This is a genomic window from Shewanella dokdonensis, assembly GCF_018394335.1.
Lineage (GTDB): Bacteria > Pseudomonadota > Gammaproteobacteria > Enterobacterales > Shewanellaceae > Shewanella > Shewanella dokdonensis.
In genome coordinates, this window is record NZ_CP074572.1 from 3,966,905 (window position 1) to 3,992,766 (window position 25,862).

Annotated in this window: 12 protein-coding genes and 5 pseudogenes; 13 read left to right on the plus strand and 4 right to left on the minus strand. The window is 50.6% G+C overall.

Annotated elements, in window-relative coordinates; translation table 11 throughout:
- Positions 1-69 precede the first annotated feature (69 nt).
- Positions 70-1,623: a methyl-accepting chemotaxis protein gene (locus KHX94_RS19195; protein ID WP_213681812.1), complete on the plus strand. Its 1,554-nt coding sequence runs from the start codon at positions 70-72 to the stop codon at positions 1,621-1,623.
- Between the two features lie 74 nt (positions 1,624-1,697).
- Here the strand turns inward: KHX94_RS19195 and KHX94_RS19200 are convergent.
- Positions 1,698-3,537: pseudogene (locus KHX94_RS19200) on the minus strand (AsmA family protein).
- A 34-nt stretch (positions 3,538-3,571) separates the two neighbouring features.
- A pseudogene (locus KHX94_RS19205) lies at positions 3,572-4,065 on the minus strand (putative 4-hydroxy-4-methyl-2-oxoglutarate aldolase).
- A 195-nt stretch (positions 4,066-4,260) separates the two neighbouring features.
- Between KHX94_RS19205 and KHX94_RS19210 the strand changes: the two are divergent.
- The 3 genes from KHX94_RS19210 to KHX94_RS19220 all read left to right on the plus strand — a co-directional run bounded on the left by KHX94_RS19210 (position 4,261) and on the right by KHX94_RS19220 (position 7,150).
- Positions 4,261-4,578: a hypothetical protein gene (locus tag KHX94_RS19210; RefSeq protein ID WP_213681813.1), complete on the plus strand. Its 318-nt coding sequence runs from the start codon at positions 4,261-4,263 to the stop codon at positions 4,576-4,578.
- Positions 4,579-4,838: 260 nt separating this feature from the next.
- Positions 4,839-5,837, plus strand: a complete 999-nt coding sequence (locus tag KHX94_RS19215) for an ABC transporter substrate-binding protein (RefSeq protein WP_213681814.1) — start codon at positions 4,839-4,841, stop codon at positions 5,835-5,837.
- Positions 5,834-7,150, plus strand: coding sequence for a diguanylate cyclase domain-containing protein (locus KHX94_RS19220; RefSeq protein WP_213681815.1), 1,317 nt, complete (start codon positions 5,834-5,836; stop codon positions 7,148-7,150). Before KHX94_RS19215 ends, KHX94_RS19220 begins: the two co-directional genes overlap by 4 nt.
- Before the next feature lie 3 nt (positions 7,151-7,153).
- Here the strand turns inward: KHX94_RS19220 and msrQ are convergent, their stop codons facing one another.
- Both msrQ and msrP read right to left on the minus strand, forming a co-directional pair.
- Positions 7,154-7,756 carry a protein-methionine-sulfoxide reductase heme-binding subunit MsrQ gene (gene msrQ, locus KHX94_RS19225; RefSeq protein WP_213681816.1) on the minus strand — a complete coding sequence of 201 codons (603 nt, stop codon included), beginning with the start codon at positions 7,754-7,756 and terminating at the stop codon, positions 7,154-7,156.
- Positions 7,756-8,781 (minus strand): protein-methionine-sulfoxide reductase catalytic subunit MsrP, encoded by a 1,026-nt coding sequence (gene msrP / locus KHX94_RS19230; protein ID WP_213681817.1) that lies wholly within the window; start codon positions 8,779-8,781, stop codon positions 7,756-7,758. The genes msrQ and msrP overlap by 1 nt, the downstream gene beginning before the upstream one ends.
- A gap of 696 nt (positions 8,782-9,477) precedes the next feature.
- On the opposite strand from msrP, the pseudogene rmuC reads away from it, so the two are divergent.
- The 9 genes and pseudogenes from rmuC to recD all read left to right on the plus strand — a co-directional run bounded on the left by rmuC (position 9,478) and on the right by recD (position 25,796).
- A pseudogene (rmuC, locus tag KHX94_RS19235) lies at positions 9,478-10,469 on the plus strand (DNA recombination protein RmuC).
- A 37-nt stretch (positions 10,470-10,506) separates the two neighbouring features.
- A complete protein-coding gene (locus KHX94_RS20860; RefSeq protein WP_244859243.1) occupies positions 10,507-10,869 on the plus strand; it encodes a hypothetical protein in 363 nt (120 codons plus the stop codon).
- 32 nt (positions 10,870-10,901) lie between these two features.
- Positions 10,902-12,428 (plus strand): transglycosylase SLT domain-containing protein, encoded by a 1,527-nt coding sequence (locus tag KHX94_RS19240; RefSeq protein ID WP_244859244.1) that lies wholly within the window; start codon positions 10,902-10,904, stop codon positions 12,426-12,428.
- Positions 12,429-12,548: 120 nt separating this feature from the next.
- A complete protein-coding gene (locus KHX94_RS19245; protein ID WP_213681818.1) occupies positions 12,549-13,454 on the plus strand; it encodes an AAA family ATPase in 906 nt (301 codons plus the stop codon).
- Positions 13,455-13,457: 3 nt separating this feature from the next.
- Complete coding sequence (locus tag KHX94_RS19250) at positions 13,458-14,438, plus strand: DUF58 domain-containing protein (RefSeq protein ID WP_244859245.1); 981 nt, start codon at positions 13,458-13,460, stop codon at positions 14,436-14,438.
- A complete protein-coding gene (locus KHX94_RS19255; RefSeq protein ID WP_213681819.1) occupies positions 14,431-16,395 on the plus strand; it encodes a transglutaminase TgpA family protein in 1,965 nt (654 codons plus the stop codon). The genes KHX94_RS19250 and KHX94_RS19255 overlap by 8 nt, the downstream gene beginning before the upstream one ends.
- Before the next feature lie 206 nt (positions 16,396-16,601).
- Positions 16,602-20,081 (plus strand): exodeoxyribonuclease V subunit gamma, encoded by a 3,480-nt coding sequence (gene recC / locus KHX94_RS19260; RefSeq protein WP_213681820.1) that lies wholly within the window; start codon positions 16,602-16,604, stop codon positions 20,079-20,081.
- Positions 20,074-23,783 (plus strand): annotated as a pseudogene (recB, locus tag KHX94_RS19265) (exodeoxyribonuclease V subunit beta). Before recC ends, recB begins: the two are co-directional and overlap by 8 nt.
- Positions 23,783-25,796: pseudogene (recD, locus tag KHX94_RS21970) on the plus strand (exodeoxyribonuclease V subunit alpha). The pseudogenes recB and recD overlap by 1 nt, the downstream one beginning before the upstream one ends.
- The last annotated feature ends 66 nt before the right edge of the window (positions 25,797-25,862 follow it).

A 25,862-nucleotide genomic window follows, 5' to 3' on the forward strand; every position in this document is an offset into this window, starting at 1 on the left:
CGTCACAATTTTGACACTCATAATTTAGCATAATAAAAATAAACTAACGATTAACTGCGCTGTGTGGATATGACGCGAGATAACTACATCACTGATGTGGAAACTGCTGTGCCTGAAGATGGCCGCATTATTTCCACTACCGATTTAAAGGGAAGAATTACCCATATAAATCAGCAATTTTGCGATATCTGTGGATATAGCAAGCAGGAACTATTAGGGCATGGGCATAATATAGTACGCCATCCGCACATGCCAAAAGCCGCGTTTGCTGATTTATGGCATGACATCCAACAGGGTAAAAACTGGATGGGGCTAGTAAAAAACCGCCGCAAAGATGGTGGCTATTACTGGGTCAATGCTTTTATTACCCCGATTCGCCGCGCAGGCAAAATTTTCGAATACCAGTCCGTTCGCACCAAGGCCGATCCCGCCCTAGTGCAACGTGCCACAGCCTGCTATGCCGACATCGAGAAAGGCAAACTGCCGCTCCCTAAACTGGCGTTATCACTGCCAGCCAAAATCGGTATTGCTTGGGCACTCTCATCAATATTGCTAGTAACTTTACCCTTCATTCCTGCCAGTGCTGGCATCTTAGCCGTCTTAGCTGCACTGCTACTTATGGGGATAACTATTGGCAAATTGCTCTCTCGCTGTCGTCGTCTGCAACAACTCAGTGATGAAGTACAGCAAAGTAAGCTGATGCAGGCAATTTACACCGGGGATACAGATGTTCTCTCTGCGGCAGAGTTGAGTCTCCGCATGCAACGCGCCGAGATCATCGCTATCACCGCGCGGATTGACGACACCAGTGAACACCTGACGAATAATCTGGAATCTCACCAACAATCCGTTGATGCCAACCATAAAGAGCTGTCACAGCAAGCGTTAGCATTAGATGAACTGGCGGCCGCGATTAGCCAGATGAAAAGTGCCATTACTGAAATTGCGTCAACCTCTTCCAATACCGCCACGGACGTCACCGATCTTGAAACCAGCAATCAGGATACGATGAAAGCGCTACAAGCTAGTCGCGCCGCTAATTCAGAGATGAGTGGTTTACTACAGAAAGTCGCAACGCAGATTGCCGAATTGGATCAGCAATGCGCCAGTGTTAATACCGTGCTGGAAGTGATTGAACAGCTGTCTGAACAGACTAACTTACTGGCACTCAATGCCGCCATTGAAGCGGCCAGAGCGGGTGAAGCTGGCCGTGGTTTTGCTGTGGTTGCCGACGAAGTCCGGGCACTCGCGCAACGCTCTTCGGGGTCGGCTAAAGAGATTTTTGCCATCATTCATCAGCTCAGTGATCAGAGTCGCCAAGCGGTTGCGGAAATGGATAAAAGCCAGACACTTACGCAGCACAGTATGGAACTCGAACAGCAACTGGTGAATCGTTTGAACGAGGAAGCTCAGGCACTTGGCCGGATCACCGCCAACAGTCACCAGATTGCAGTAGCCACCGAGGAGCAAGCCTACACGGTAGAACAGCTCCATCTGAATTCATGCCGTCTGCAAAGTGGTGTTGCTAAATTGCAGGAAAACAGCCAGGAAGCCAGCACCCATGGTGAAGAGTTAAGACGCCAGAGTGAACGGCAACAAGAGTTGATCTCGCAATTCAAATAAAACTGAGCTAATTATTTGTTTCAAAAAGAAAAGTCAGACATAAAGTCTGACTTTTTTATCACCTAAAATAAAACCTACTGCACACCCAGCTTTTTAAATAGGCTGTCTTTTAGCTTATCTTTGGCTTTTTCTGCTTCATCTTTCAGCTTGTTTTTAAACAAGGCATCAGTATCGAGTGAAAATTTCGGTTCGGCAAAAGAGCCACTGATCAATAACGGAATCTCAATACCCGCCAATTGCTCGGAGCCTTTACCACCTTGCCCTTTTAGAGTGTCTACCAACGCGGTTTTCAAGCGATAATCCAAAGATTCTTGCAGCAAATTCGCACCACCAGCCCCTGATAACCGAATCAGTGGTGATGACATGGCCAGATCTGGGTTGTTAGCAACCCCATCTTTTACCGTAAAGTTGCCAGTAAGACTGGTAAAGTCGGTTTTCTGTTCTTCGGCTTTGGGACTACTCAAATCACCTTTCAGTTTGGCCTGCGCATTACGGATCATCAGCGGAATATTGATTCCGTATAACGCACCATCAGCAATATTAAAACTGCCATTCACATCCAGATTCTTTTTAATATTATCGGGCAACAGACTGCTACCACTGCCTTTGGCGGTAATATTGGCATTTCCTGCCAGCATATCGATTTGCGCGGCATCGGTCAGCAAGGGGCGCAGATGCACCTGACTGAGTGATGAATTGAAACTGTAACTTGCCACCGGCTGGCGGCCATCCACTTTTGCGGAGGCGTTCAATTTACCTTGGTACAGATCCGCCGTCATTTGCTGAAGTTCCAAAACGCCATTATTCAATTTGGCGTTCATCACCCAGTTCTCTGTGGTTAACCCTGCCACCTTTAATGATTTGACCGAGAGTCCCAGCGTCATATTAACGGCCTTCATACCACTGAGATCTGGCTCGGTGGTCGCCGCCGGACTACTTGCCTTAGGCTGCGCATCCTTATTGGATGTTTCTGGTGCCGCTGGCAGTAACTTATCCAGGTCGATATCCCCAAATGCCAGCTTAGTCTCTACCTGAGGCACCTTGCCGCCATAGGCAACGGTCATATCGCCGCTACCGGAGATATCAGCAACGGTTAATTGGCTTAACACTAAAGACAAGGCCTGTTTGGCGGTATCAATATGAATGTCTGCATTCAGATTAGCTTGCATTTCGCCATGTGGAATCGAGCCACCTTTTACGGTGTTTTTGATTGAAAAATCTTTTAGGTCAAGCTGTTGCAGATTTGCAGATATTTTCAGTTGTCCTTCGCCTTCACTGGCGAGCGTCATCTGTGGCATCTCACCGCTGAATTGATAGGCAAGTGGCGCAAATTTATCCAAGGCCAGTGCCCCGAGTGTTAGTGAGGACAAGGTAAAAATATTTTCTGTACCCTGCTGACGATCCAGCAAACGCACCTGCGCATTGGTGACACTGATGCCACCGATATTCAATCCCGCCAAGGTCAAATTATTGCTATGGCTGTCAGCCACTTGGGTATCTGTTTTCGGTGCGGAGGATGTCGCCTTACCCGCCAACCCATCAAAACTGTTGCGTCCATCTTTGGCGGTCTCAAGATTGAGCTGTAATCCATCCAGCTTCAGCTCAGAAATCTGCACATCCTTACTTAGCAGTGGTAACAAGGCAACATTGGCCACAATTTGGTTGACTGCCACCATCTTTTTCTGCAAAATCTTTAGGATTGCTGAGCGTGATACCACCCGCTTCAATACCCAAGGAGGGGAAAAACGTCCAGCTAAGATCTCTATCAATTGTCATGGTTCTGCCGGTCTGTTTCTCAACAGCAGCAATGATCTGTGGTTTAAAATCGTTGGGGTCAAACAATACTGTCAGGTAGAACCCAAGGCCTACTACAACCAGTAGTAATATGCCAACAATCCACTTTAATGCTCTCATTATTCAGTCCTTTTACTTGCATCCTGATAGTTGATTAGCTTATCAGACTCAGATCCAATGCTGTATCGCTGATCGCTAAACCATTGTCATCGGCATAGATTATCATCCCACTTAGCACAGTTTGATTACCAAATAGCAACGGACAATTAACTTCACCGGCGCCTTTACGCTCGGTTTTAATGGGAACCGTTGCCAGCGCTTTAATGCCTAACGGCATCTGAGCCAGCGCGCCCGCGTCACGAATGGCGCCATTGATCACCACCCCGGCCCAACCGTTATCTACGGCACTTTGTCCGATTAAATCGCCCATCAACGCTTTATTGCACGAGGCACCACCATCAACCACCAGCACTTTGCCCTTCCCCGGCCGAGCCAGCAGTTGCTTGACCATAGAATTATCTTCGTAACACTGTACGGTTACGACCTCCCCCAAAATATATGGTGACCACCATATTGTTTTAGTGGCAGCGGCAACAACTGTATCTGTTCAGGAAAGGTGTCAAAAAGTTCAGGAAGTAAATCCAACATGATAAACAGGCCTTTTACAAATATTTACTTATAAGACTAGCGACCTTATTGCTCAGTCTCAAGTTTAAGCTGTTGCGTTATACTACTTGAGTAAATAGTAGAAAATAATATAAACTCGCACCGCTGTTCTATTTTTTCAGAGCAGTGATTTATCCTGTCCTGGTGGGAACATTTACTTTTATTTAAGAGAATAACATGAGCAAAGATCTCGACCTGCAAAGCGCTATCGCGGCACTTGACGAATATGGATATGATAAAAAGCATTCAACGGATCTTGAACAAGCTAGAAACAAACTGCAAATGACCCGCTATCTTAAATCTCTGGATTACAGCCTGAAGCGTATGCAACTGCTACAGGACGCGGTCAATGAGTTAGTAGACGAAATGCAGAATCAACAAGTAAAGCACGAAAAAATTCAGACATTCAAAACCAAAGTGATTAACCTTTCCAAGGAACTGAATATGAGCTATGACGAGGTTGTCAATTACATGTCAGCCTCTCAAAGTAAATAAATTTGTATTACTCTTCCAGTGGCCGCGGTTATTAGCGGCTACCGTTTTATATAAAGCCAAATCATTATTCACATCTAATATATTCATTGTTGCAAAATTAAATTTAACACCCTCTACTATAAAATATTCCTGATAGTGCCCACTGCTTTATAGTACAGCATATTGGATACTGGCGTTCATACGCACTTCTACTAGACTTAAAAGCGCTACCCTTTATAGGTGTTATCACTATCAGTATCTGGGTTCTTGGTGCGCATAATATGGAAAAATACCTTTTGCTGCTATTTTTACTGATTAGCAGTGTGTTGTTGTGGTTGGGAGTATCCGCTGATCCCACCTATGTTTCACCTTTAGCACGCCCATTACGCATCGCAGTATCAACCTCACCACTCTCCTCGCCGATCATCGTTGCCGAGCGTATGGGGATGTTCAGTAAACAGCATCTCACGGTACAACTGCTACCCATAAAAGGCGGGAACAACTGCTTTGATGCCTTGATGCGCGGAGATGCCGATCTCGCAACCAGTTCTGAAACCGTGGTGATGTTTAACAGTTTTCAGCGTAATGATTTCAGTATCATCAGTAGTTTTGCTGAATCCGATAACGATATAAAGCTGCTGACCAAAAGCGCTTCAGGTATTCAGCAACTAGAGCAACTGTTGCATCACAATGTTGGAATTGTTGCCGGTAGTGCCAGTGAATATTTCATGGATGCACTGTTATTGATGCACGAATACCCACAGCAATTGGTGCAAAAAACCGATATTTCCCCGAATGATTTAGGAGATGCGTTGCTGGCCGATGCGGTTGATGCTATCTCAATTTGGGAACCGTTTGCCTTCCAGTTACAACAACAGTATCCACAACAAATATATCGGTTTAACACTAAAGGCATTTATAACTTAACCTTTAATCTGTTGGTGCGGCGTGACGATATTACCACGCATTTACAGCAGCATATCGGCGTACTTAAAGCCCTTGATGAAGCCATTCAGTACATTATCAACGAACCTGAAAAATCCCAGCAGTTGGTGTCCGACTACCTAAAAGTACCAACGGCCGAAGTTGCCGCATTGTGGCCCGATTACCTGTTTCGACTATCCTTAGGCAATACGCTGCTCAGTAATCTACAGTCACAGAGCCGTTGGGCAATAGAGGCTAATTTGGTTAAACCTCAGGCCGTGCCTGATTACCGTTTTTACATTGAGCCAACGGCACTCAACCAAGTGATACACCGACCCCTGGTACGCAAAGAATGAGAATATCAAAACGCCTGAAATTACTGGTGGCCTTGTGTGTAATCCTCGCTGTTGCTCATGGCATTGCGCTGCTCAACCAACGCACTATGATGGTGCGTTCCTTCGAGCAGATAAACCACCTGACCGAAGTACAGTTACGGGTTGATCTATTACGCTCTCATTTGTGGCTGTTGCAGCAATATCAGGATCAAAAAGCAATCAACGATACCGCCAGGGCATTGGATAATCTGCGTCATTTCGTCGATACGGCACAAGCTCTAGAAATGGACGGCCGGGAAACCAAATTACTGAATAATCTTAAGCGCCATGAGGATAATATCGGGGTGTTGCTGGAGCTTTCCCGGCAGAACTTCAGCAATGGGGAAGCACCGCAGTCGAGCAGTAATAATGTGCTGACAGCAAGATATAGCGCCATCATCCAGTCAATGAGTGAAGATTTGCTACGACTGCAAACTCAGGTGATTGATAATGCTAGAAATCTTCAAGTACAACATCTGTATTTTAATGGCACTTTACTGTCTGCCATTGCGGTTCTGGTCACCCTCTTTTCACTGCAAACACTGTCGCGCTTTAAGATGCACTTATCGACATTGAAAAAAGGCATAAAGGATCTGGCAGATGGCGATCTATTCAGCAAAGTCAGAATGCCCAAGGGTGAAGAATTTGGTGAAGTGGCAGAAGAGTTCAACCGCATGAAACAGGAGTTGCTGGTGGCAACCCGTAAGCGCGATCAACTGCAACAGGAAGTAGAAGAGCAAACCCGCCGCCTACAGCAGCAACAGGAAAAATTGCGGCATATGGCCGAACACGACGACCTGACTGGCGTCTTAAACCGTGGCGCCGCCACCACCCAGATTGAACTGGCCATTGAACGCTGCAAACGCCAACAACAGCAAGCCGCACTGTTATTTATAGACCTTGACCGTTTCAAACCCATCAATGATAGCCTGGGTCATGCCGCAGGTGATGCCGTCTTGAAAGAGATTGCGCAACGTCTGCACCACAGCCTACGGGCTTCCGATATGATCGCCCGTATCGGTGGGGATGAGTTCATCGTGTGGTTGGAACCGGTACATAATCACGATGAAATTGAACTGGTGGCCGAAAAAGTTCAGGACACAGGGCGAGCCATCACCCTCTACGAGCAGACGCTGGATGTGGGCTTAAGTGTTGGCATCAGCGTTTATCCTAACGACGGACACACGCTTAACGCACTCCTGAATCACGCCGACTCCGCCATGTATGAAACCAAAAAGCGGCTGCAACGGCACCAACGTACTGACGACATCACCCCAGCGAAAATGGCTGAGTAACGCTTAGCGCCGCCACCGAGCAATAAGGGGTTTTATTCGCAATGACAGCAATAGCAGTGCCAGCACTATGTAAATACTGGGTTCAATAATCTCCGATTTGACTGACCAATAATAATGTACCGTCACCAACATCACCGCAGGATACACCGCATAGTGTAACTGTTGCCAATGTCGACCCATGCGCCGTTGTGCTGCTTTAAAAGAGGTCAGCGCCAATGATAAAAGTATCAACCAGGCGCTCGCTCCCACTACAATGTAGGGGCGCTTAACGATTTCCTGCACTAATAATTGCCAAGCAAATAACAGATCTAGGCTGAAATATGCAGCCAGATGCAAACAAGCGTAACTGAAAGTCCACAACCCCAGCGGGCGGCGCAACTGCATCAGCATGCCTTGCTTGCTCCAGCGTGCCAACGGTGAAACCAGCAGCGTCAGCAGTAGCAGATTGAGTGCCCCTTTCCCTAAAAAATGAATAATGTATTGCACCGGATCGCCACCGGCGGCATCACTATTCACGGCTAACAATAGCCATAACAATGGCAAGGCAGCGGCAAGATGCAACAAGGCTTTGCCCCAAAACAACTGCCGTCTGGAAATACGCCACATCAGAAAAATTTCCTCAAATCCATCCCTTGATATAGCGCAGCAACTTGGGCCGCATAACCATTAAAAGGCAAGGTTGGGATCCGTTTAGCGTTAAACAGCCCGCCTTCCGCAATGCGCCGTTCGCTGGCTTGAGACCAACGCGGATGATCAACTTGCGGATTCACATTGGCATAAAACCCATACTCATGTGGCACCAACTGATTCCAGCTGGCAGGCGGCTGTTTATCGACCAGTCGAATACGTACCACCGACTTAATACTCTTAAAACCATACTTCCACGGCACCACCAAACGAATAGGTGCACCACTCTGCGGCGACAAGGTTTTATCGTAAAGGCCAACGGCCATAAATGTCAGTTCATTCGTTGCTTCATCCAGCCGCAGCCCTTCAACATAAGGATAATGAATACCGCCCCCCATCAAAGGGTTACGTTGTCCAGGCAGTTGTTCCGGATCAAACAGCGTCTCAAACGCTACATGAGTTGCCTTACTGTTGACGCCGACTTTTTGTAACAATGCCGCCAGCGGAAACCCGACCCAAGGGATCACCATTGACCAAGCTTCAACACAGCGCAATCGATAAGTCCGTTGTTCCAATGGCAATAACTTGTAAAGCTCGTCATACCCTATTGTCATAGGTTTATCGACCAAGCCGTCAATGGTCAGTGTCCAGGGATCCACTTGCAGTTTTTGTGCATTCTCAAACGGATCCTGCTTACCCGTACCAAATTCATAAAAATTATTGTGGCGAATGATTTTATCGTAAGGCGTTTGTGTTTCTGCGGTCTGATAACCTTGATCCACGGTGAAATTCAGTTGCCGAGTGGCAAATAACGTCTGAGGCTCTCCAAACAGATCAAATATGCCCGCCTGAACATAGCCAGGCAAACTCGCGGCAATACTGCCAAATCCCAACATGGCCGTGATGCGCCGTCGGTCGCGGAAAACCGCCTCGGGCGTCACCTCTGACGCAGGCAAATCCCAATGGAGTTGCTGCCGGATGCCTTTGATAAATTTGCGATTCATAGCTCATACGCCTCAGACAATAACGGATTTACATTAGACAACACTAGTGCCATTCAGTTGCATGTGCAAATACTGAAATACCGTGCGCCATCCGCCAAAGTACAAGCCTTGAGCAGCTGTCAAATCCAGTAACGACAAGGGCTTGAAGCCACTACTTATCCGTGCGACCCTAATCTATAAATCGTTTGTGACAGGAACAACGGCATGGATTTGGTCAGTGAACTTTTGGCCCCAAGACTCTCTATCATCTGGTTGCTAGTTGCGGTAATACTGAGTGGATTGCTGTGCATCTGGCAGACAAAACGCCGTCAGGCACAACTGCAACAAACCAGCGATGCACTGTATCAGCAACAGTTACAGCAACTCACAGAGCAACTGTTGAGTGCCCAGGAACGGTTGCAGCAGCAAACCAATGAGTTGGGCATGGCGCAAGCCAGAGCGGAAAGAGTACCCGCCTTGGAGCTGTTAGTTAAAGACACCCAACATAAGCTGATGGAAACCCAGCTAAATCTGTCAAAATCCAATGCTATGCAACAGACTCTCAGCGCCCGCTTTGACGCCGAACAGCAAGCGCTGAACGACAAACTCGCCTTGTTAGAAAGCAGTGAAGCGCGGCTTAAAACCCAATTTGAGAATCTTGCAAACAAAATTTTTGATGACAAAAGTGCTAAGTTGCAATCGCAAAATGCCCAGCAAATGGATGGTTTTGTAGCACCGCTCAAACAACAACTTGAAGGTTTTAGACAACAGATAAGTGAATCCTATTCAAAAGAACAGGCTGAGCGTTTCTCGCTTAAACATCAGTTAGAAGAATTAAAGCAACTCAATCAACGGATGAGTGAAGATGCGGTCAATCTGACCCGCGCCCTTAAAGGCGATAACAAACAGCAGGGAAACTGGGGGAAGTGATCCTGGAGCGGGTGCTGTCTGAAAGTGGGCTGCGTGTGGGGCACGAATATGAGATTCAACAGGATCTGCAAAATGACAGCGGCAAGCATTTCAAACCTGACGTCATCGTCCATCTGCCCGATGACAAAGACGTCGTGATTGACTCAAAAATGTCACTGCTGGCCTATGAGCGTTATTTCAATGCCAATACTGATGAAGAAAAACTGCTGGCAGCTAAAGAGCACGTCAACTCGCTGCGCACCCACATAAAAGGTCTGGGACAAAAAGATTACCAGAAGTTACATGGACTCAAGAGCCTAGACTATGTGTTGATGTTCATACCACTGGAACCCGCCTTTTTGCTGGCACTGGAACAAGAACCGCAACTGGTTAACTACGCGCTGGAAAATAATATTATGCTGGTGAGCCCCACTAATCTGTTGGTGGCGTTAAGAACGATCAATAATATCTGGCGCTACGAGTATCAGAATCAACATGCGCAGCGCATCGCCCGTCAAGCAGGCAAAATCTACGATAAACTTTGTGGATTCGTTGACGATATGGACAAACTCGGCCGCGCACTTTCGAGTGCAGATAAATGCTTTAGTGGGGCGATGAACAAACTCACAAGCGGCCGCGGCAACCTGATCCAGCAAGCCCAGCAGATAAAACAACTGGGAGCCGAAACCAGCAAACAACTGGACAGCAACTTGTTGGATAAAGCTTTAGGCAATGACGCCGATGGCGAAGAGACAATTGGACATTTGGATGCCGCCAGAAAAGCGGTGAACGGATCCTAGATTGCAGCAGTATTAGGATTCAACAGTAGGAGTGTGTATGTCTTTGATTTGGCGTAAAAGTAGCCTGCAGACCTTAGTGGTCAGCACCCTACTGCTGCTATTGCCTGCAACTGTCACTGCCGCCAGTGATTATAAAAAACAACGCCAACTATATCTGGATGCCAGAGACGCGCTGAAAAATAACCAGACAGACACCTATCAACAATTGCGCCAACAACTGGATGGCTATCCGTTGGTGATCTATCTGGATTTTAATGCCAATCTTGATGCCATTTTGAAAATGCGCGGCAAACAGGCCTATGCGGCCATGCAGCCGTTTGTTACCTCACCACTGTATGACATGGCGCGCCATCGCTATCTACTTCAGGCAGGTGACGCTAAACGCTGGCAGGATTTTTAGAAGTATCGGCCGATCTGCCGCGAGCCACTGAGTTGCAGTGCTACTACTATCAAGCCAAATTAAATACCGGGGATAGCTCCGCGGCCTATAAAGGCGCTGGCGAGCTGTGGCTTACCGGCCATTCACTACCTAAGCCCTGTGATCCCTTGCTCAAGGCATGGACTCATGCAGGGTTACGCAGTCAGGAACTTATCTGGTCGCGGATGTTGCTCAGCTTTGACGAAGGTGAAACCGGCCTGCTCAGCTTTCTAGCACAAAAGGTCACCCAACATAAAGCTCAAGCACAACTACTGTTAGATGTGTACCGGGATCCACGCACCCTGCGCCATACCCGTTCATTCAGTGGGCAAGCGCCGATCTATGGCGATATTGTGGCCGCCGGCTTGAAGCGTCTGGCCAGCAAAGATCTTAAGCAAGCCTTCTCGTTATATGCCAAATACCAGCAAGCGGGACGCTTTAACGATGACGATGGCCGCAAACTCAATCGTTATCTGGTGTGGTATGCCCTGCTGAAACGGGAAGATGGCCTACGGGACATAGTCGACACCATGCTGCCATTACTGCGTTCCGATGATCTCACCGAAAGGCGTTTACGCTGGGCACTGGCAGAGCAAGACAATACGACCGTGAAAAAACTGCTGCCACTGCTCAGTGACGACACCCGCAATGATGCGCGCTGGCAATACTGGCAACACAGATTCGGTCTGGTGGATGATGCTACCTATGCCAAGATTGCCGAACAGCGTAATTTTTACGGTTTTGCGGTGGCCAGTGAGTTGGGAAAACCTCTGAATCTGGCGAATGATCCTACGGTTCATCAAGATAATCTACAGGCGCGATTGGCTGACGATCCAGGGCTTGCGCGGGTCAAGGAGTTGATGGCGCTCGACAAATGGCTTGATGCCAAACCCGAATGGAGCATGTTACTGCAACGCCATAATCGACAGATGCAGGCACAGTATGGTCTATATGCCCTGCAACAAGGTTGGGAGGCGCTGGCCGTTGATGCCAGCATTTCGGCCCGGTTGTGGGATGACTTGGCAATGCGTTTCCCGCTCCCTGAAAAATCGAGTTTTGACAAGGCCGGGAAGACATTTAGCACTCCAGTAACCGAATTACGGGCAATTTCTCGCCGCGAAAGTGCCTACAATCCATACGCCACCTCAGGTGCGGGCGCGCGCGGTTTTATGCAGTTGATGCCAGGAACGGCTGCTCGTACCGCCAAAAAATACAAGTTGCCATACGCGGGAGTTAAAAGTCTGTATCAGCCAGAGATCAATATTCCGCTGGGAAGCGCCTATTACAGCCAGTTATTGCAGCAGTTTAACGGCAACCGCATCCTGGCAACAGCGGCTTATAACGCCGGGCCATCTCGCGTCAGCCAATGGCTGAAAGACAGCCAAGGGAAACTCGATCTGATGACTTTTGTTGAAGTCATTCCCTTCACCGAAACCCGGGAATATGTGCAAGCGGTCTTTACCTATCGTGTCATCTATGAGCGCAAACAGCAGCAAACGCCCGCGTTTTTCAGTAGTACGGAGATGCAGTATCACTATTGAGTCATAGCTTATCTTGAGATAGCGGCAAGCCGATTGCCGCAAAAATCTGTCCTGCTGACTTGGCACATACGCGTACAGCCATTACCTTGATAACAGTTATCTGTCATTTGCGAGGGTGTTATGTCACAGGCGGTGATTGAGCAAGCGCTACAACAACTGCAACAGGTGCTAATAGGTAAGCCAAAGGTGATCCGCATGGCGCTGGCCTGTATTCTGGCCCGCGGGCATCTATTGATAGAAGATCTGCCAGGCATGGGCAAAACCACCTTATCGCAAGCGCTGGCGCAAACGCTCGGATTGAGTTATCAAAGGATCCAGTTCACCAGTGACATGCTGCCGGCTGATATTCTTGGCGTTTCTATCTTTGACAAGCAACAGGCCGAGTTTGTGTTTCATCCTGGTCCCATCTTTCGCCAGATGATCCTGGCAGATGAGATAAACCGCGCCAGTCCTAAGACCCAAAGTGCACTTTTAGAAGCTATGGCCGAGCAGCAAATTACCGTAGATGGCATGACGCATCTGCTGCCAAGGCCATTTTTTGTGGTGGCGACCCAGAATCCCAGTGAACAATCTGGGACTTTTCCGCTGCCAGAGTCGCAGTTGGACCGGTTCATGATGCGCTTATCAATCGGCTATCCCAGTCAAGATGCCGAGCTAAAGATGCTAAAAAGTGGCAGTGACAAATCGCCATTGCTGCCACAGTGTTTAACCGCCATGGCACTGACACAACTGCAACAGCAATGCGATCAGGTCGCGGCCTCTGATGCACTGCTAGGCTATATTCTGGCGCTAGTTGAAGGTTCACGCGAGTTACATGAGGGCTACGGTCTGTCGCCGCGGGCATCAAAAGCCCTGCTCGCCGCCGCTAAAGCTTGGGCGTTTATTCATGGTCGGCAATATCTGGTGCCCGAAGATGTGCAGGCCATCTTTGCGGCGGTAGCGGAACATAGATTGCGGCAGTCCAGTCAGCAGCAAGGTGAACAACTGTCGCTGCGTTTACTCAGCACCATTAACCCCATTCGGTAACTGATGATGGTGACGACCACACCTTCGCAACCGCCACGCTGGCTCCAACGTTGGCTTTCCCGGCGAATTCCTGCGGGAGCGCAGCAACATCTCAGTCACCGCAGTATCTTTATTCTGCCTAGCGGTTTTGGCTTACTGTGGTTATTGCTGGCGTTACTGCTGTTTCTGTTTGGCACTAATTATCAGAATAATCTGGTGATCGGGCTGAGTTTATTGCTCGGCAGTATGTTTGTCAGTGTCATTCTCTATAGTTACCGGAACCTGGCCGGGCTCAGCCTACAGGCGCTCCCTGCAACTGAGGTGTATGCCGGTGAAACCGTTGCCGTGCCGTTAAAACTGTCTGCCATGAACCAACTCTATCAGGTGCAATTTGGCTATCCCGTCGGGCAGAGGGTGACGGCATCAACAATATCGGCACAGCCACAAACCATAGCGTTGCCCCTGCCTACCGTTCAACGCGGTTGGCTACAACCTGGACGGCTATTGATAGAATCAAGATTTCCTTTGGGGTTGTGCCGGGTCTGGTCTTGGGTGGATCTGGATAACCCGTTACTGGTATATCCCGCCCAACAACCTGCACAGCCACAGTTACAAGGGGCTAGCGATGATGGCATCAATGCCAATATGCGCCAACCGGGGATTGATGAATTCAGCGGTCTTAAATCCTGGCACCTTGGCGAATCATTAAAGCAAGTTGCCTGGAAACAATACGCCCAAGGCCGAGGCATGTTATCCAAGGAGTTTGCCGACCCACAAGGTCAGCCAGTGTGGTTGCAACTGCCCGCCCATCTTGATGCGATGCAACTGGAAGAAGCGCTCCGGCAGTTATGCTGGCAGGTGGATACGCTGACGCGGCAACAGCGGCTGTGGGGCTTAAAACTGCCACAAAAGGTTATTGCGCCGGCTGCTGGTGACCAGCATAGACGTAGTGCGTTAACCGCCTTGGCGCTGTATCAGCCGCCGCCGGAGTTATGCGATGAGTAGCAGCGATCATCTCAGCCGCCGCACGCTGTTTTGGCTACTGCTGACCAATGTGGCGGTGCTACTGCCGTTATATGACAAGATCACGGTGGCAACGCTTGGGATCTGTGCCATCTGTTTTATCTGGCGGTTAGGCATTTATCTTGGCAAAGTTTCCCGTCCGCCGCGGCTACTTGTGACTCTGCTGGCGCTCTCAGCCGCGGTAACGCTGGCATTGGTGAGCCGCGAAATGGGCTTGTTAAATGCCCTGATCAATCTGCTGATCTTAGGCTATGCCTTAAAATATATTGAAGCCCGGAGGCGGCGCGATGTATTGGCCATCATCCTGGCAGGCTATTTCCTCATTGCGCTTTCTTTTATCGATCACCAAGCGATTGGCAATGTATTACTGCTCGCGCCAGTAACAGCCATCAATACTCTCACGCTGGTGAGTCTCTATCGTGATGATTGCTCGGCAACCACTCAAAGCTGGCTTACCGCCAAATTACTGCTGCAAAGCCTGCCACTCACCTTGTTGTTATTCATCGTCATGCCACGGTTCGCTCCGCTATGGATGGTGCCGCAGATGAAATCAGCCAGCACCGGGCTAGCCGACGAAGTAGGTTTTGGCGATATCTCCCAACTCACGCGCTCGGCAGAACTGGCATTTCGCGCTACCTTTGACGGCGCGCTGCCACCACCGTCACAACGGTATTGGCGCGCACTGGTATTGGAGGATTACGACGGCAAACACTGGCGCCAATCGCAAACCACCAAAGCGTTACAGCACAGAGTTAATCTGCTAAAACCTGCCAGAACACCGCCACGCGGAGATAGCCGCAATTACAGCATTATTGCAGAAAGCTCGGGGCAGCAATGGTTATTTGCCATGGGGAATGCCTATAGTGACAGCCAAGGCGTATTCAACATGCCTGACTATCGCTTATATGCCAGCCGCCCATTGGAGCAGAAACTACAGTATCGAGTGCGGCAATACCTCAATGCGCCATTAGCGGAACCGCTAACCAGCACCGAACGTGAACGCAATCTGGCGCTACCCGCGCACATAAATCCCCGCAGCAGAGCCTTAGCTGAGCAATTTGTAGCCGAATATCCACAACCTGCCGCACGCCTCAACGCCATGATGCGGTATTTCAATCAACAACCATTTTTCTATACCTTGACGCCGCCAAGCACAGGGCCACAACAGTTGGATGACTTTCTGTTTGAAACCCGTGCGGGGTTTTGTGTGCATTACGCCTCAGCATTCACCTTTATGGCACGCGCTAGCGGCCTGCCCGCGCGACTGGTTACTGGCTATCAAGGGGGCGAATTCAATCCTGATGCGGGTTATCTGAGTGTCTACCAATATATGGCGCATGCCTGGAGCGAAGTGTGGCTTAGCGGACGCGGCTGGGTACGTTTTGACCCCACCGCGATGATTGCCCCACAGCGGATTGAGCAGGGTTTTGACAGCATGTTTGCCGCCCAAGACAGTTACCTCGCAGGCCAGGCATTTTCCGGCATTCGCAGCAGTGCCTGGTTTAACCAACTGCGGCTCAGGTTTGCCAGTATCGATTATTACTGGACCGTCTGGGTATTAGGTTTTAACAGTGAACGCCAACAGCAGGTCTTAAATGGTTTATTGGGCGAAATTACCGCCACCCGCATTGCATTACTGGTATTGGGCGTGATGGCACTGGTCTTTATCATCATAGGATACAGCGCCGGTTTGATTGCGTTCCCTACCCGCCAGCCGCAATTGGACCGAGACTTCCGGCGGATAAGCCGTCTGGCGGCACGTAAGGGGTTATGCGCGCCTACGGCTGTGGCCCTAAAGATTATGTCGCACAACTCAGGCAACGCTGGCCAGGTCAGCAACAACTGCTCAGCGACTGGGGCGAGTTATACCTGCAACTCAAGTACGCCGAGCTGCAACCGCTCCAGCACCGGATGGAGCGGAAGCGCTTCCACCGGTTGACATCACAGCTCTGGTTGCAATTACTGCGCACGGCACCCGAGCCACAGGAACACCTTTCCCAAGTCAGTTCACGCGATTGAGCATTCAACGAGTGCCAGTCATTACCCGTCGGCTTCGCAAGCCTAACGATCAACAGTGGCACATTCCAAATCAGCTATTTAGAATAGCTAACATCCGCCACTGAAGGCATATCGATCAGGAATCGCATGTTTAAACTGATCCAATCCAATAAAATGGAGTTACTGTCGGCCGCACTTGCCGATCAGTTAGCTACACCAGCCGCTGGTCAGTCACCTTTAACTGAAGAGCAGATCCTGGTTCAGAGCCCGGGCATGTCAACGTGGTTGCGGCTAGAGATTGCCAAACACAACGGCATTGCGGCGGCGCTGAATTTTCCGCTGCCTTCCAGTTTCGTTTGGGATCTGTGCCACCAATTGCTGCCAGAGGTACCGCAAGAAAACGCCTTCACTAAAGAAGCCATGACCTGGAAGCTGCTGGGACTCCTGCCCACGCTTATCAATGAGCCGGTATACGCACCGCTACGGCGTTACTTGGGTGATGACAGCAAACAGTTACCCTTAAAGCAGTTTCAATTAGCCGCGCGCATTGCCGATATTTTTGACCAGTATCTGGTATATCGCCCTGACTGGATTGCTGCCTGGGAGTCAGAGCAACTGCCGTTTGCTTTGAGTGAAGAGCAACAATGGCAACCACAGTTGTGGCGACAACTGCGCCAGCGCAATCAACAGTTGGGACTCAGTGGCTACCACAGAGCGAACCTGCATCAAGCATTAGTCGCCATCTTGCGTGATGACCAACAACACTTGCCGCAATTACCTACCCGGCTGTTTGTCTTCGGTATTTCTTCGATGCCGCCACAAATGTTGTCGGTATTACAAGCGCTCGGACATCGTTTGCAAGTGACAGTATTCAGCCTCAGTCCTTGTCAGCACTACTGGGGCGATATCGTCAACCCTAAGACCCGCGCCCGAATGAATCTGGCTTATGCGGCCAAACGCCAGCTCCCGGAAAACTGGCAAGACAGCCTGATCGTCGGCAATCCGCTCTTAGCAAATAACGGCAAGCTGGGGCGCGATCTATTGGATCTACTGCTAGAGTTGCCTGCGGAAGATATTGAACTTGGGGACGATCTGTTTTATCCCGCTGGCGACGCCAACCTGCTACAAGGGTTACAACAGGATATTTTGCAGATGGAAACTCGCGGCCAGTTGCTTGGCCCCGATAGCACACTCTACTTATCACTGACGGGGCGTCGGCTACTTCGCACCGATGACGATTCCCTCAGCTTGCGCAGCTGTCATTCACCGCTGCGCGAAGTCGAAACATTACATGATCATCTGCAATGGCTGTTAGCGCGTGAGCCACAGTTATCTCCCAAAGATGTCGTGGTCATGATGCCGGATGTGGCCGCTTATGCGCCTTATATTGATGCGGTATTTTCTCACCGTGACGGCCAGTATTACATCCCTTACGCGATTGCCGATCGTGGTGCCAGTCAGGAATCGCCGTTAATCAGCAGCTTTCTGCAACTACTGGATATCAACAACAGCCGCTTTGCACTCACGGAAGTACTGACACTCCTGGAGCTACCCGCCACGTTGAAGCGCTTCGCGTTGGATGAAGCCGACCTGGCCCAGATCCGTCAATGGTTAGAACTGGCGGGGGTACGCTGGGGACGCAGCGGTGCCGCAAGGCAGCAGCAACAAGTGCCCGCCTTTGAACAAAATTCTTGGGCCGAAGGGTTAAAGCGTCTGCTCCTAGGCTATGCCTTGGAAGATGACAGCGAATTGTTTGGCGGCCACCTGCCAGTTGCCGGCGTTGAGGGCCAATCAGCACAAGCACTTGGAAAACTGTTGAATTTTATTGAGGCACTGGATAACACAGCTAAAGCGCTGTCCAGCGAACAGCCAGCCAGCGTTAGAATCCAGCAACTATCAGCATTTTGTTTAGAATTTTACACCCCAGAAAACGACAGTGATACGCAAGCATTAATGGCAATTCACCAAGCAATTGCCAAACTTGCATCAGAATTATCGAACGCAGGATTCAACGACATACTGGAGCAACAACTGCTGTTACAGTGGTTCCGTTCACAACTGGAAGAATCCCGTGTCGGCCAGCGTTATTTGGCAGGCGCTGTCAATTTCTGCACTCTGATGCCGATGCGCTCTATTCCATTCCAAGTGGTGTGCCTACTGGGGATGAACGATGGCGTTTATCCACGGGTACAACACCCGGTGGGCTTTGACTTGATGGCTCAGCAAGCACCGCGGCGTGGCGATCGTTCGCGGCGGCTGGATGACCGTTATCTGTTTCTGGAAGCTTTGCTTTCAGCCAGGCGACAGTTTTACATCAGCTATGTTGGCCGCTCGCAGCGCGACAACAGCCCCCGCAACCCATCCATGCTGGTGGCGGAACTCCTAGAATATTGCCAGCTGACTTGTCTGCCAGAAACGCTCGCCAGCACAAAACTCAGTGAGCCCTTGGATGCCACAGCCTTGCAGCAACTGGAAAGCACGCTATCGGGTATGCTGCTCAAACAGCAACCACTGCAACCTTTTGATGCGGCGCTGTACCAAGCCGCGTTGCTAAAGCATCCTGCCAGCGCAGCCCTTACCCCCTCCTTTGCCACACAATGGTGTCCGCAGCCACAAATGGCAGCGACCACGGATTTCCTTAACGGGACACCTTTGCCTTTGTCAGCGGCGGATGCAGATACCACCGCCGAACAGATCATCGAACTGCAAGCCTTAGTGCGTTTTTTCCGTAATCCGGCGCAGTATTTTTTCAACCGCAGTCTCAAGCTGGATCTCGGTCTGGATCTTAGCGCTGACGATAATGATGAACCGTTTACACTCAATGCGTTGCAACGTTACCAACTGCAACTGCTGATGCTGCAAGATGCCCTCAAGCATGACGGCATCAGCTCCGTAGCGCTCACTGAACGACTCAAAGCCAGTGGGCAATTACCCAATAAACCCTTTGATGAGCTGCTCCTTGGACGCTATCAACAGGATGTGGCGCCGTTACTGGATCGCACCTTGTACTTGCGCGGTGAGCAGCAGCAAACGCTGACAGTGGATTTGCCCTTCCCTGAACTTAATTGCCGTCTGCATGGACGTTTAGATGATATCAGTGCTAAAGGCTTGATCAGTTGCCGTCCCGGCGCAGCTAAAGGCCGAGATATCGTGCGGCTGTATCTCAGGCATCTGGCGCTCAATGCCAGTGGCTGGCAGCGCTATAGCTTCTTGCTGGATATGGGCGACTTCCATGCGCTAGCGCCGTTACCCGCCAGCGCAGCCAAACAGCGGTTACAACTGTGGCTACAGGCGTTTTATCACGGCCAATCGCAGCCTTTGCAGTTCATGCCACAAACATCGCTGGCCTATGCTGCGAGCACGGGCATCACCCATGAAGATCGGCTGGAAGAGGCCAAAAGTGCCTGGGATGATCGCCAAGGAAAAGATGGCAATACACTGCCCGGCGAAGGCAGCGATCCGCATTATCAACGTTGCTTCCGTTTTCCTGATGATTTTAGTGAAGACAGTTTCGGCCAACAGACTCTAACGCTGTTAACGCCGTTACTGAATGACTATCACCAGGGAGATCTGCGTGATTTAGCCGAATTTATTGCCAATGGCGGTAAGGAGCAAAGCCATGACTGAGCCCGCAATGCAGCCAGCAATCGAGGCAAAACTGCTCAACGCCATGACCTTGCCACTGCAAGGCGCCCAATTGATTGAGGCCAGTGCCGGAACCGGAAAAACCTACACTATTTCCGGTTTGTATCTGCGTTTACTCTTAGGTATAGGCACTGCTGCAGCGCTGACCTGTGAACAGATATTGGTGGTAACCTTTACCAATGCCGCCACCGAAGAACTCCGCGAGCGTATTCGCAGCCGCATTCGCCAAGCTTACCGCGCTTGTCTTGGCTTGCCAGAAAGTGATCCCTTTATCAATGAACTGCTGGGGCAACTCTCCCACGAACAACAACCGCTGGCACTGAGCCGTTTGGATCTGGCGTTAAAGTCGTTGGATGAAGCCGCAATTTTTACCATTCATGGCTTTTGTCAGCGAGTTCTCAGCGATCTGGCATTCGAATCATCACTGCTGTTTGATGCCGAGTTTACCCTTGATGACAGTGAATATCTGCATCACGCCGTGCGTGATTTCTGGCGCGAAGCCTGTTATCCCTTGGATGGCATGTTGGCGCAGATCATCTTTGAAAAACTACCCGGGCCAGATGCGCTCCAACAGAAACTGCGGCCACTGCTGGGCAACCGTGAGGCCATAGCCACCCCGCTGCCACAAGCTTTTGGCGAGATTGCCAACGCCCTGAAACCAGCGTTGGCAAAACTGCGCCGCCAATGGCCAGCGGCCCGGCAAACCTTACAGCAGCAACTGTTCAGTTTGTCACTGAACGGTCGCCGTTATGGCAAAAAAGACGATGATTATCCGCTACTGACCGAAGCCTTGGCACAGCTGGATAGCTGGGTTAATTCCCCCTATGAACAGCCCCCTGCCGCAGCACTGGATAAACTGTCGCTACAGCGCCTCAGTCTCAATAAATCCAGCGCACCGCCCCCACACCTGACGAAGCGCCAGTGTTAGCGTTAATCGATAGCATTCTGACCATGCAGACACAGTTGTTACCGGCATTTTTGTGTCTGGCACGTGAGAATATCCGGCTGCGATTTGCCGCTGAAAAAGCCCGGCGCAATATGCTGACGCCAGATGATCTACTGTCAACGCTGGCCACAGCGCTGGGGCATACAACATCCGCAAGTGTGGCGAATTCTGGCAGTGCCCAGACCTTAGCGCAGGAGATTGCCCGCCGTTTTCCGCTGGCTCTGATTGATGAATTTCAAGACACCGACCCGCTACAGTTTGCCATCTTTTCACGTATCTATGCGGCCAGCCTGACGCTGACCGCCGCAGAACTGAATACAACAGCCCGCACGGGTGGCTTACTGATGATCGGCGATCCCAAGCAAGCTATTTACGCCTTCCGGGGTGGCGATATTCACACCTATCTGGCGGCCCGCGCAGAAACTCACGGGCAATATACCCTTGGCACCAACTATCGTTCTGCCGCAGCAATGGTCAGTGCCGTCAACAGTTTATTCCTGCGACATGGCGCCCCATTTGCCGGAGAAAATATCCCGTTTGATGCGGTAACTGTGCCGGCGGCAGCTAAACACAAACAGCTGCAGAGCCAACACGATAACCATGCGCTGCAAATCCGTTTACTGAGTGAAGATCCCACCAAGGGACTGAATAAAGACAATGGCCGCAAGCTGCTGGCGGAAGATGCGGCCGAACAGATCCTATTGCTGCTAAACACACATGCGACCATCGTCAATGGCGAGCAGCAAAAGGCATTGCGTGCCCGCGATATTGCCGTGTTGGTGCGCGACCATGTCGAAGCCGCCACCATGAAAGATGCGCTAGCGAAGCGGCAGATTGGTGCGGTATTTCTCAGCCGCGACAGTGTCTTTGCCACGCTAGAAGCCCGCGAATTAGCGCTGATACTGCAAGCACTTGCCAATCCGCGCGATGAAATGGCACTGCGCAGTGCCATGGCGACCCAACTGCTAGGATTAAGCATTGGTGCCATCCATGAATTTAACCAGTCCGAAGATAGCCGGGCGTTATGGCTGGAGCGCTGCGAACGCTGGCATCAATTGTGGCTTACCCGCGGCATTATGCCCGCCATCATGCAGCTCGTGGCCGATACAGGGGTGATCCATCGGTTGTTAGCTGGCGCAAATGGCGAACGGCGGCTCACCGATCTGCGGCATTTGTGTGAGTTATTGCAGCAAAAAGCCGCCGAACTGGATGGCCCAGCGGCATTGCGCTACTGGTTTGAACAACAACTGCTAGAAGCCGCGAATGGTGAAGAGCAACAGTTGCGACTGGAGAGTGAACAAAATCTGGTACAAATCGTTACCATTCACAAGAGTAAAGGTCTGGAATATCCCGTCTGTTTGTTGCCCTTTATCAGCTTGGCGGGCAGCAACCGGACACCAGATCCGCTGCTTTATCATCAAGATCAGCAGTTATGGTGGGATCTCGACAGATCGGAGGCTGGCAAGGAACAACAAAAACAGGAACAACTGGCCGAAGATTTACGACTGCTGTACGTGGCTCTAACGCGCCCCATTTACCGCTGTTATCTGTCTATTGCCAACCACAGCAGCATGCTAAAAAACGGCATTAAGAGCCTTTTGCCACAAACGGCCATCGGTTATCTGCTAGGACTCAACGACAGCAATCTCGATTTTGCCATGTTGCAGCAACAGATACAGCCGCTGCTATCGGAAGCTATTTCTGTCACAGTGATCGAGCCGTCCCCCAAGAGTGGCGTGCTCACATTGCAGCAAACACCCGCCGAATTGCCCACACCGCTGACCTTGACCATGCCGCAGCAACTGCCATGGCGAGTGGGCAGCTACAGTGGGCTGGTGAAAGAAACCGGCAACTATGATTTTCCGGCCATACCAGTTGCCGAGGCAGAACTTCCACCGCAAACGCCAGGCATGGATGATGAGCAGTTTAATCCCTTGCTCAATCAGCTAACCGCCACCGAACAAACGCCAGCACCGCGTTTTCTGTTTGAAAAAGGCGCAAATGCCGGTTCTTTTATGCATCAGGTGCTGGAAGATCTGGATTTTGATGCCAGTGATAAACCCGCGGCACTGCAAGCCGTACTGCCCAATGCCATGCTGCAATATGGCATTGACCCCAGCCAGCAACCACTATTGTTGGACTGGTATCAACAGATCCTAGCGGCACCGTTCGGTAACCCAACGCGAGATCCTGGTTTATCGCTGGAACAGTTATCCGCCCGAGCGGTGATTGCCGAAATGGAGTTTTATCTGCCGGTCAGCAAGCTGAGTTGTCAGGCGCTTAACCCATTGTTGGCGCAATATGGTTATCAAGCAGATTTTAGTTTTGAGACATTACGCGGCATGCTCAAAGGCTTTATTGACCTGACCTTTAGTTATCAAGGGCGCTGGTACATTGCTGACTATAAATCCAACCATCTGGGGGATGACTTCAGCCTCTACCATGGAGCGAATCTGCAACAGGCAATGCTAGAGCACCATTACGATCTACAGTATCTGCTCTATACTCTGGCCCTGCATCGGTTACTGAGTAAACGGCTGGCCGATTACCAATACCAACGTGACTTTGGCGGCTGTTACTACCTGTTTTTACGTGGCATGTCGCCCCAATATCCCGGAGCTGGCATCTATTACGACAAGCCACCACAAGCACTTATCGAGGCACTGGATCAGCTCTTTGCCGGACAAACCGCCCCCAATACGGGTGCTAACGGCCAATTCAGTCTGGAGTTAAGCTGATGCAAACCCTGTCTTTAGCTCTGCTGAGCTCATTACCCATCGCACAATTACTGCAACAGGCCGAGCAACAAGGCGCGCTCAGCGCCTTGATCGCCACTTTGCCGTGCAACTGTCGGCCATGGACGCCGAGCCACAACCTGCGCTGTTGCTGCTGTTAGCCCTGCTGTCAAAACAGTTGTCAGCGCAGCACAGCTGTTTGCCACTCGCCCATATTGATGCCGAAAATCCGTTGGCACTAAGGCAGCTAGCAGCAGCTGAACAGCTCACCTGTGGGTTTGACTGTCCGCAACCGCAGTTAGTCACCCAACTGGAGCAACTGCTGAATCAATCATCATTAGTTTGGTTCGCTAATGCAGAGCAGACTGACGATCCCCATCATCGGCCGCTAGTTTTGCAAGATGGCCGTTTGTATCTGCGGCGATACTGGCGTTATGAACAGCAGGTGGCCAATAAACTGCGGCAACTGGCACGTGATAGTGAGATTGCCCGGCAGTTAGACAGTGATGCTGCTTTGATGCACAGCAGCGCAGCGCTACTAGACGGACTATTTCCGCTAAGCAGTCGTTCCACCATTGACTGGCAAAAAGTCGCCGCAGCCACCGCCCTCACGCGCCAACTGGCAGTGATTACCGGCGGCCCTGGCACCGGGAAAACCACAACCGTCACCAAAGTGTTGCTGCTATTGCTACAACTCTTGCCAACTTTGACTATCCGCTTGGTAGCGCCCACCGGTAAAGCGGCCGCCAGGCTCAGCGAGTCTATCAAAAGCAGCAAAGTTAGACTGCAACAACAGCTTGATGGCCCGCTTGCGCCCTTGCAGCAAGCGTTGCAGCGGATCCCTGAACAAGCGGCGACAATTCATCGCTTATTAGGCGTAATTCCGGGCGATAGCCGCTTTCGTTACCATCACGATAATCCATTACTGCTGGATCTGCTGATTGTGGACGAAGCCTCAATGGTCGATTTACCACTTATGGCAAAGCTTTTAGATGCGCTGCCAGATAACGCACGCTTGATCCTCTTGGGCGATCAGGATCAGTTAGCCTCGGTAGAAGCTGGCGCGGTGCTGGCGGATATCTGTCATGGCTTAAAGCCGCCGCTAGCTGGCAGATGCGTTATAGCCAGAAACAAGCCGCACGCTTGAGTCAACTGTGCCAGCAACCGCTGCCAGCAACCGCTGGCGATTCGGCGCTGGGCGACAGTTTATGTATGTTACGCCATAGCCATCGCTTTCAAGATGATGCCGGTATCGGCCTGTTGGCCAATGCGGTGAATCAAGGCGACACAGCCGCCATTACGCAGATCTGGCGGCACGGCTATCAGGAACTGCAATGGTTAGAACACAGTGATGATGGCAATGGACTCAAAGGCTTATTAGTGCAGTGTCAGCAAGGTTACGGCGTATATTTGGCGCTGATGCAACAACGTGCCGAACCGCAACAGATCCTCGCCGCCTTTAATCAGTTTCGAGTGCTATGTGCCATGCGTAGTGGAGATTCTGGCGTTGATGCAATAAATCTAGCGATCGTCCGAGCCTTGGCAACCAAAGGCAGTTTAAAGCCCCACGGCGAATTTTATGCGGGCCGCCCGGTGATTATCCGTAGCAACGATTACAATCTTGGGCTATTCAATGGCGACATCGGATTGATCTTGCCCGATGTGACTCAGCATAATCGCTTGATGGCTTGGTTTGAACGCGCTGATGGCAGCATGCTCAAAGTATTACCGGCGCGCTTGCCCGGCCACGATACCTGCTTTGCGATGACAGTGCACAAAAGCCAAGGCAGTGAATTCAACAGTGTTGCCTTGGTATTACCGACCAATCCCCATGGGCCACAACTGCAATTGCTGAGTCGGGAGTTGCTGTATACCGCCATTACCCGAGCTAAACAGCAGTTTATCTGTCTTGGCAACAGCCGCGGTTTTGCCAGTGCCAGCAGTCGTCTGACCCGCCGCGCTTCTGGCTTGGCACAACGGCTATGGGATAACCGCGAGGCTGAGCAGCAATCTTAGATAAAAAATTTACCGCGATGTAACAGATTGCTGGCTTTTTCAGCGGTATCACACTTGCCGCGCAGA

Coding starts and splice junctions, on each gene's coding strand:
- KHX94_RS19215 (WP_213681814.1), top strand. CDS start 4,839: ATGGAAAAATACCTTTTGCTGCTATTTTTACTGATTAGCAGTGTGTTG.
- KHX94_RS19245 (WP_213681818.1), top strand. CDS start 12,549: ATGTCACAGGCGGTGATTGAGCAAGCGCTACAACAACTGCAACAGGTG.
- KHX94_RS19255 (WP_213681819.1), top strand. CDS start 14,431: ATGAGTAGCAGCGATCATCTCAGCCGCCGCACGCTGTTTTGGCTACTG.
- KHX94_RS19250 (WP_244859245.1), top strand. CDS start 13,458: ATGATGGTGACGACCACACCTTCGCAACCGCCACGCTGGCTCCAACGT.
- KHX94_RS19220 (WP_213681815.1), top strand. CDS start 5,834: ATGAGAATATCAAAACGCCTGAAATTACTGGTGGCCTTGTGTGTAATC.
- KHX94_RS19210 (WP_213681813.1), top strand. CDS start 4,261: ATGAGCAAAGATCTCGACCTGCAAAGCGCTATCGCGGCACTTGACGAA.
- msrQ (WP_213681816.1), bottom strand. CDS start 7,756: ATGTGGCGTATTTCCAGACGGCAGTTGTTTTGGGGCAAAGCCTTGTTG.
- KHX94_RS20860 (WP_244859243.1), top strand. CDS start 10,507: ATGTCTTTGATTTGGCGTAAAAGTAGCCTGCAGACCTTAGTGGTCAGC.
- msrP (WP_213681817.1), bottom strand. CDS start 8,781: ATGAATCGCAAATTTATCAAAGGCATCCGGCAGCAACTCCATTGGGAT.
- KHX94_RS19195 (WP_213681812.1), top strand. CDS start 70: ATGACGCGAGATAACTACATCACTGATGTGGAAACTGCTGTGCCTGAA.
- recC (WP_213681820.1), top strand. CDS start 16,602: ATGTTTAAACTGATCCAATCCAATAAAATGGAGTTACTGTCGGCCGCA.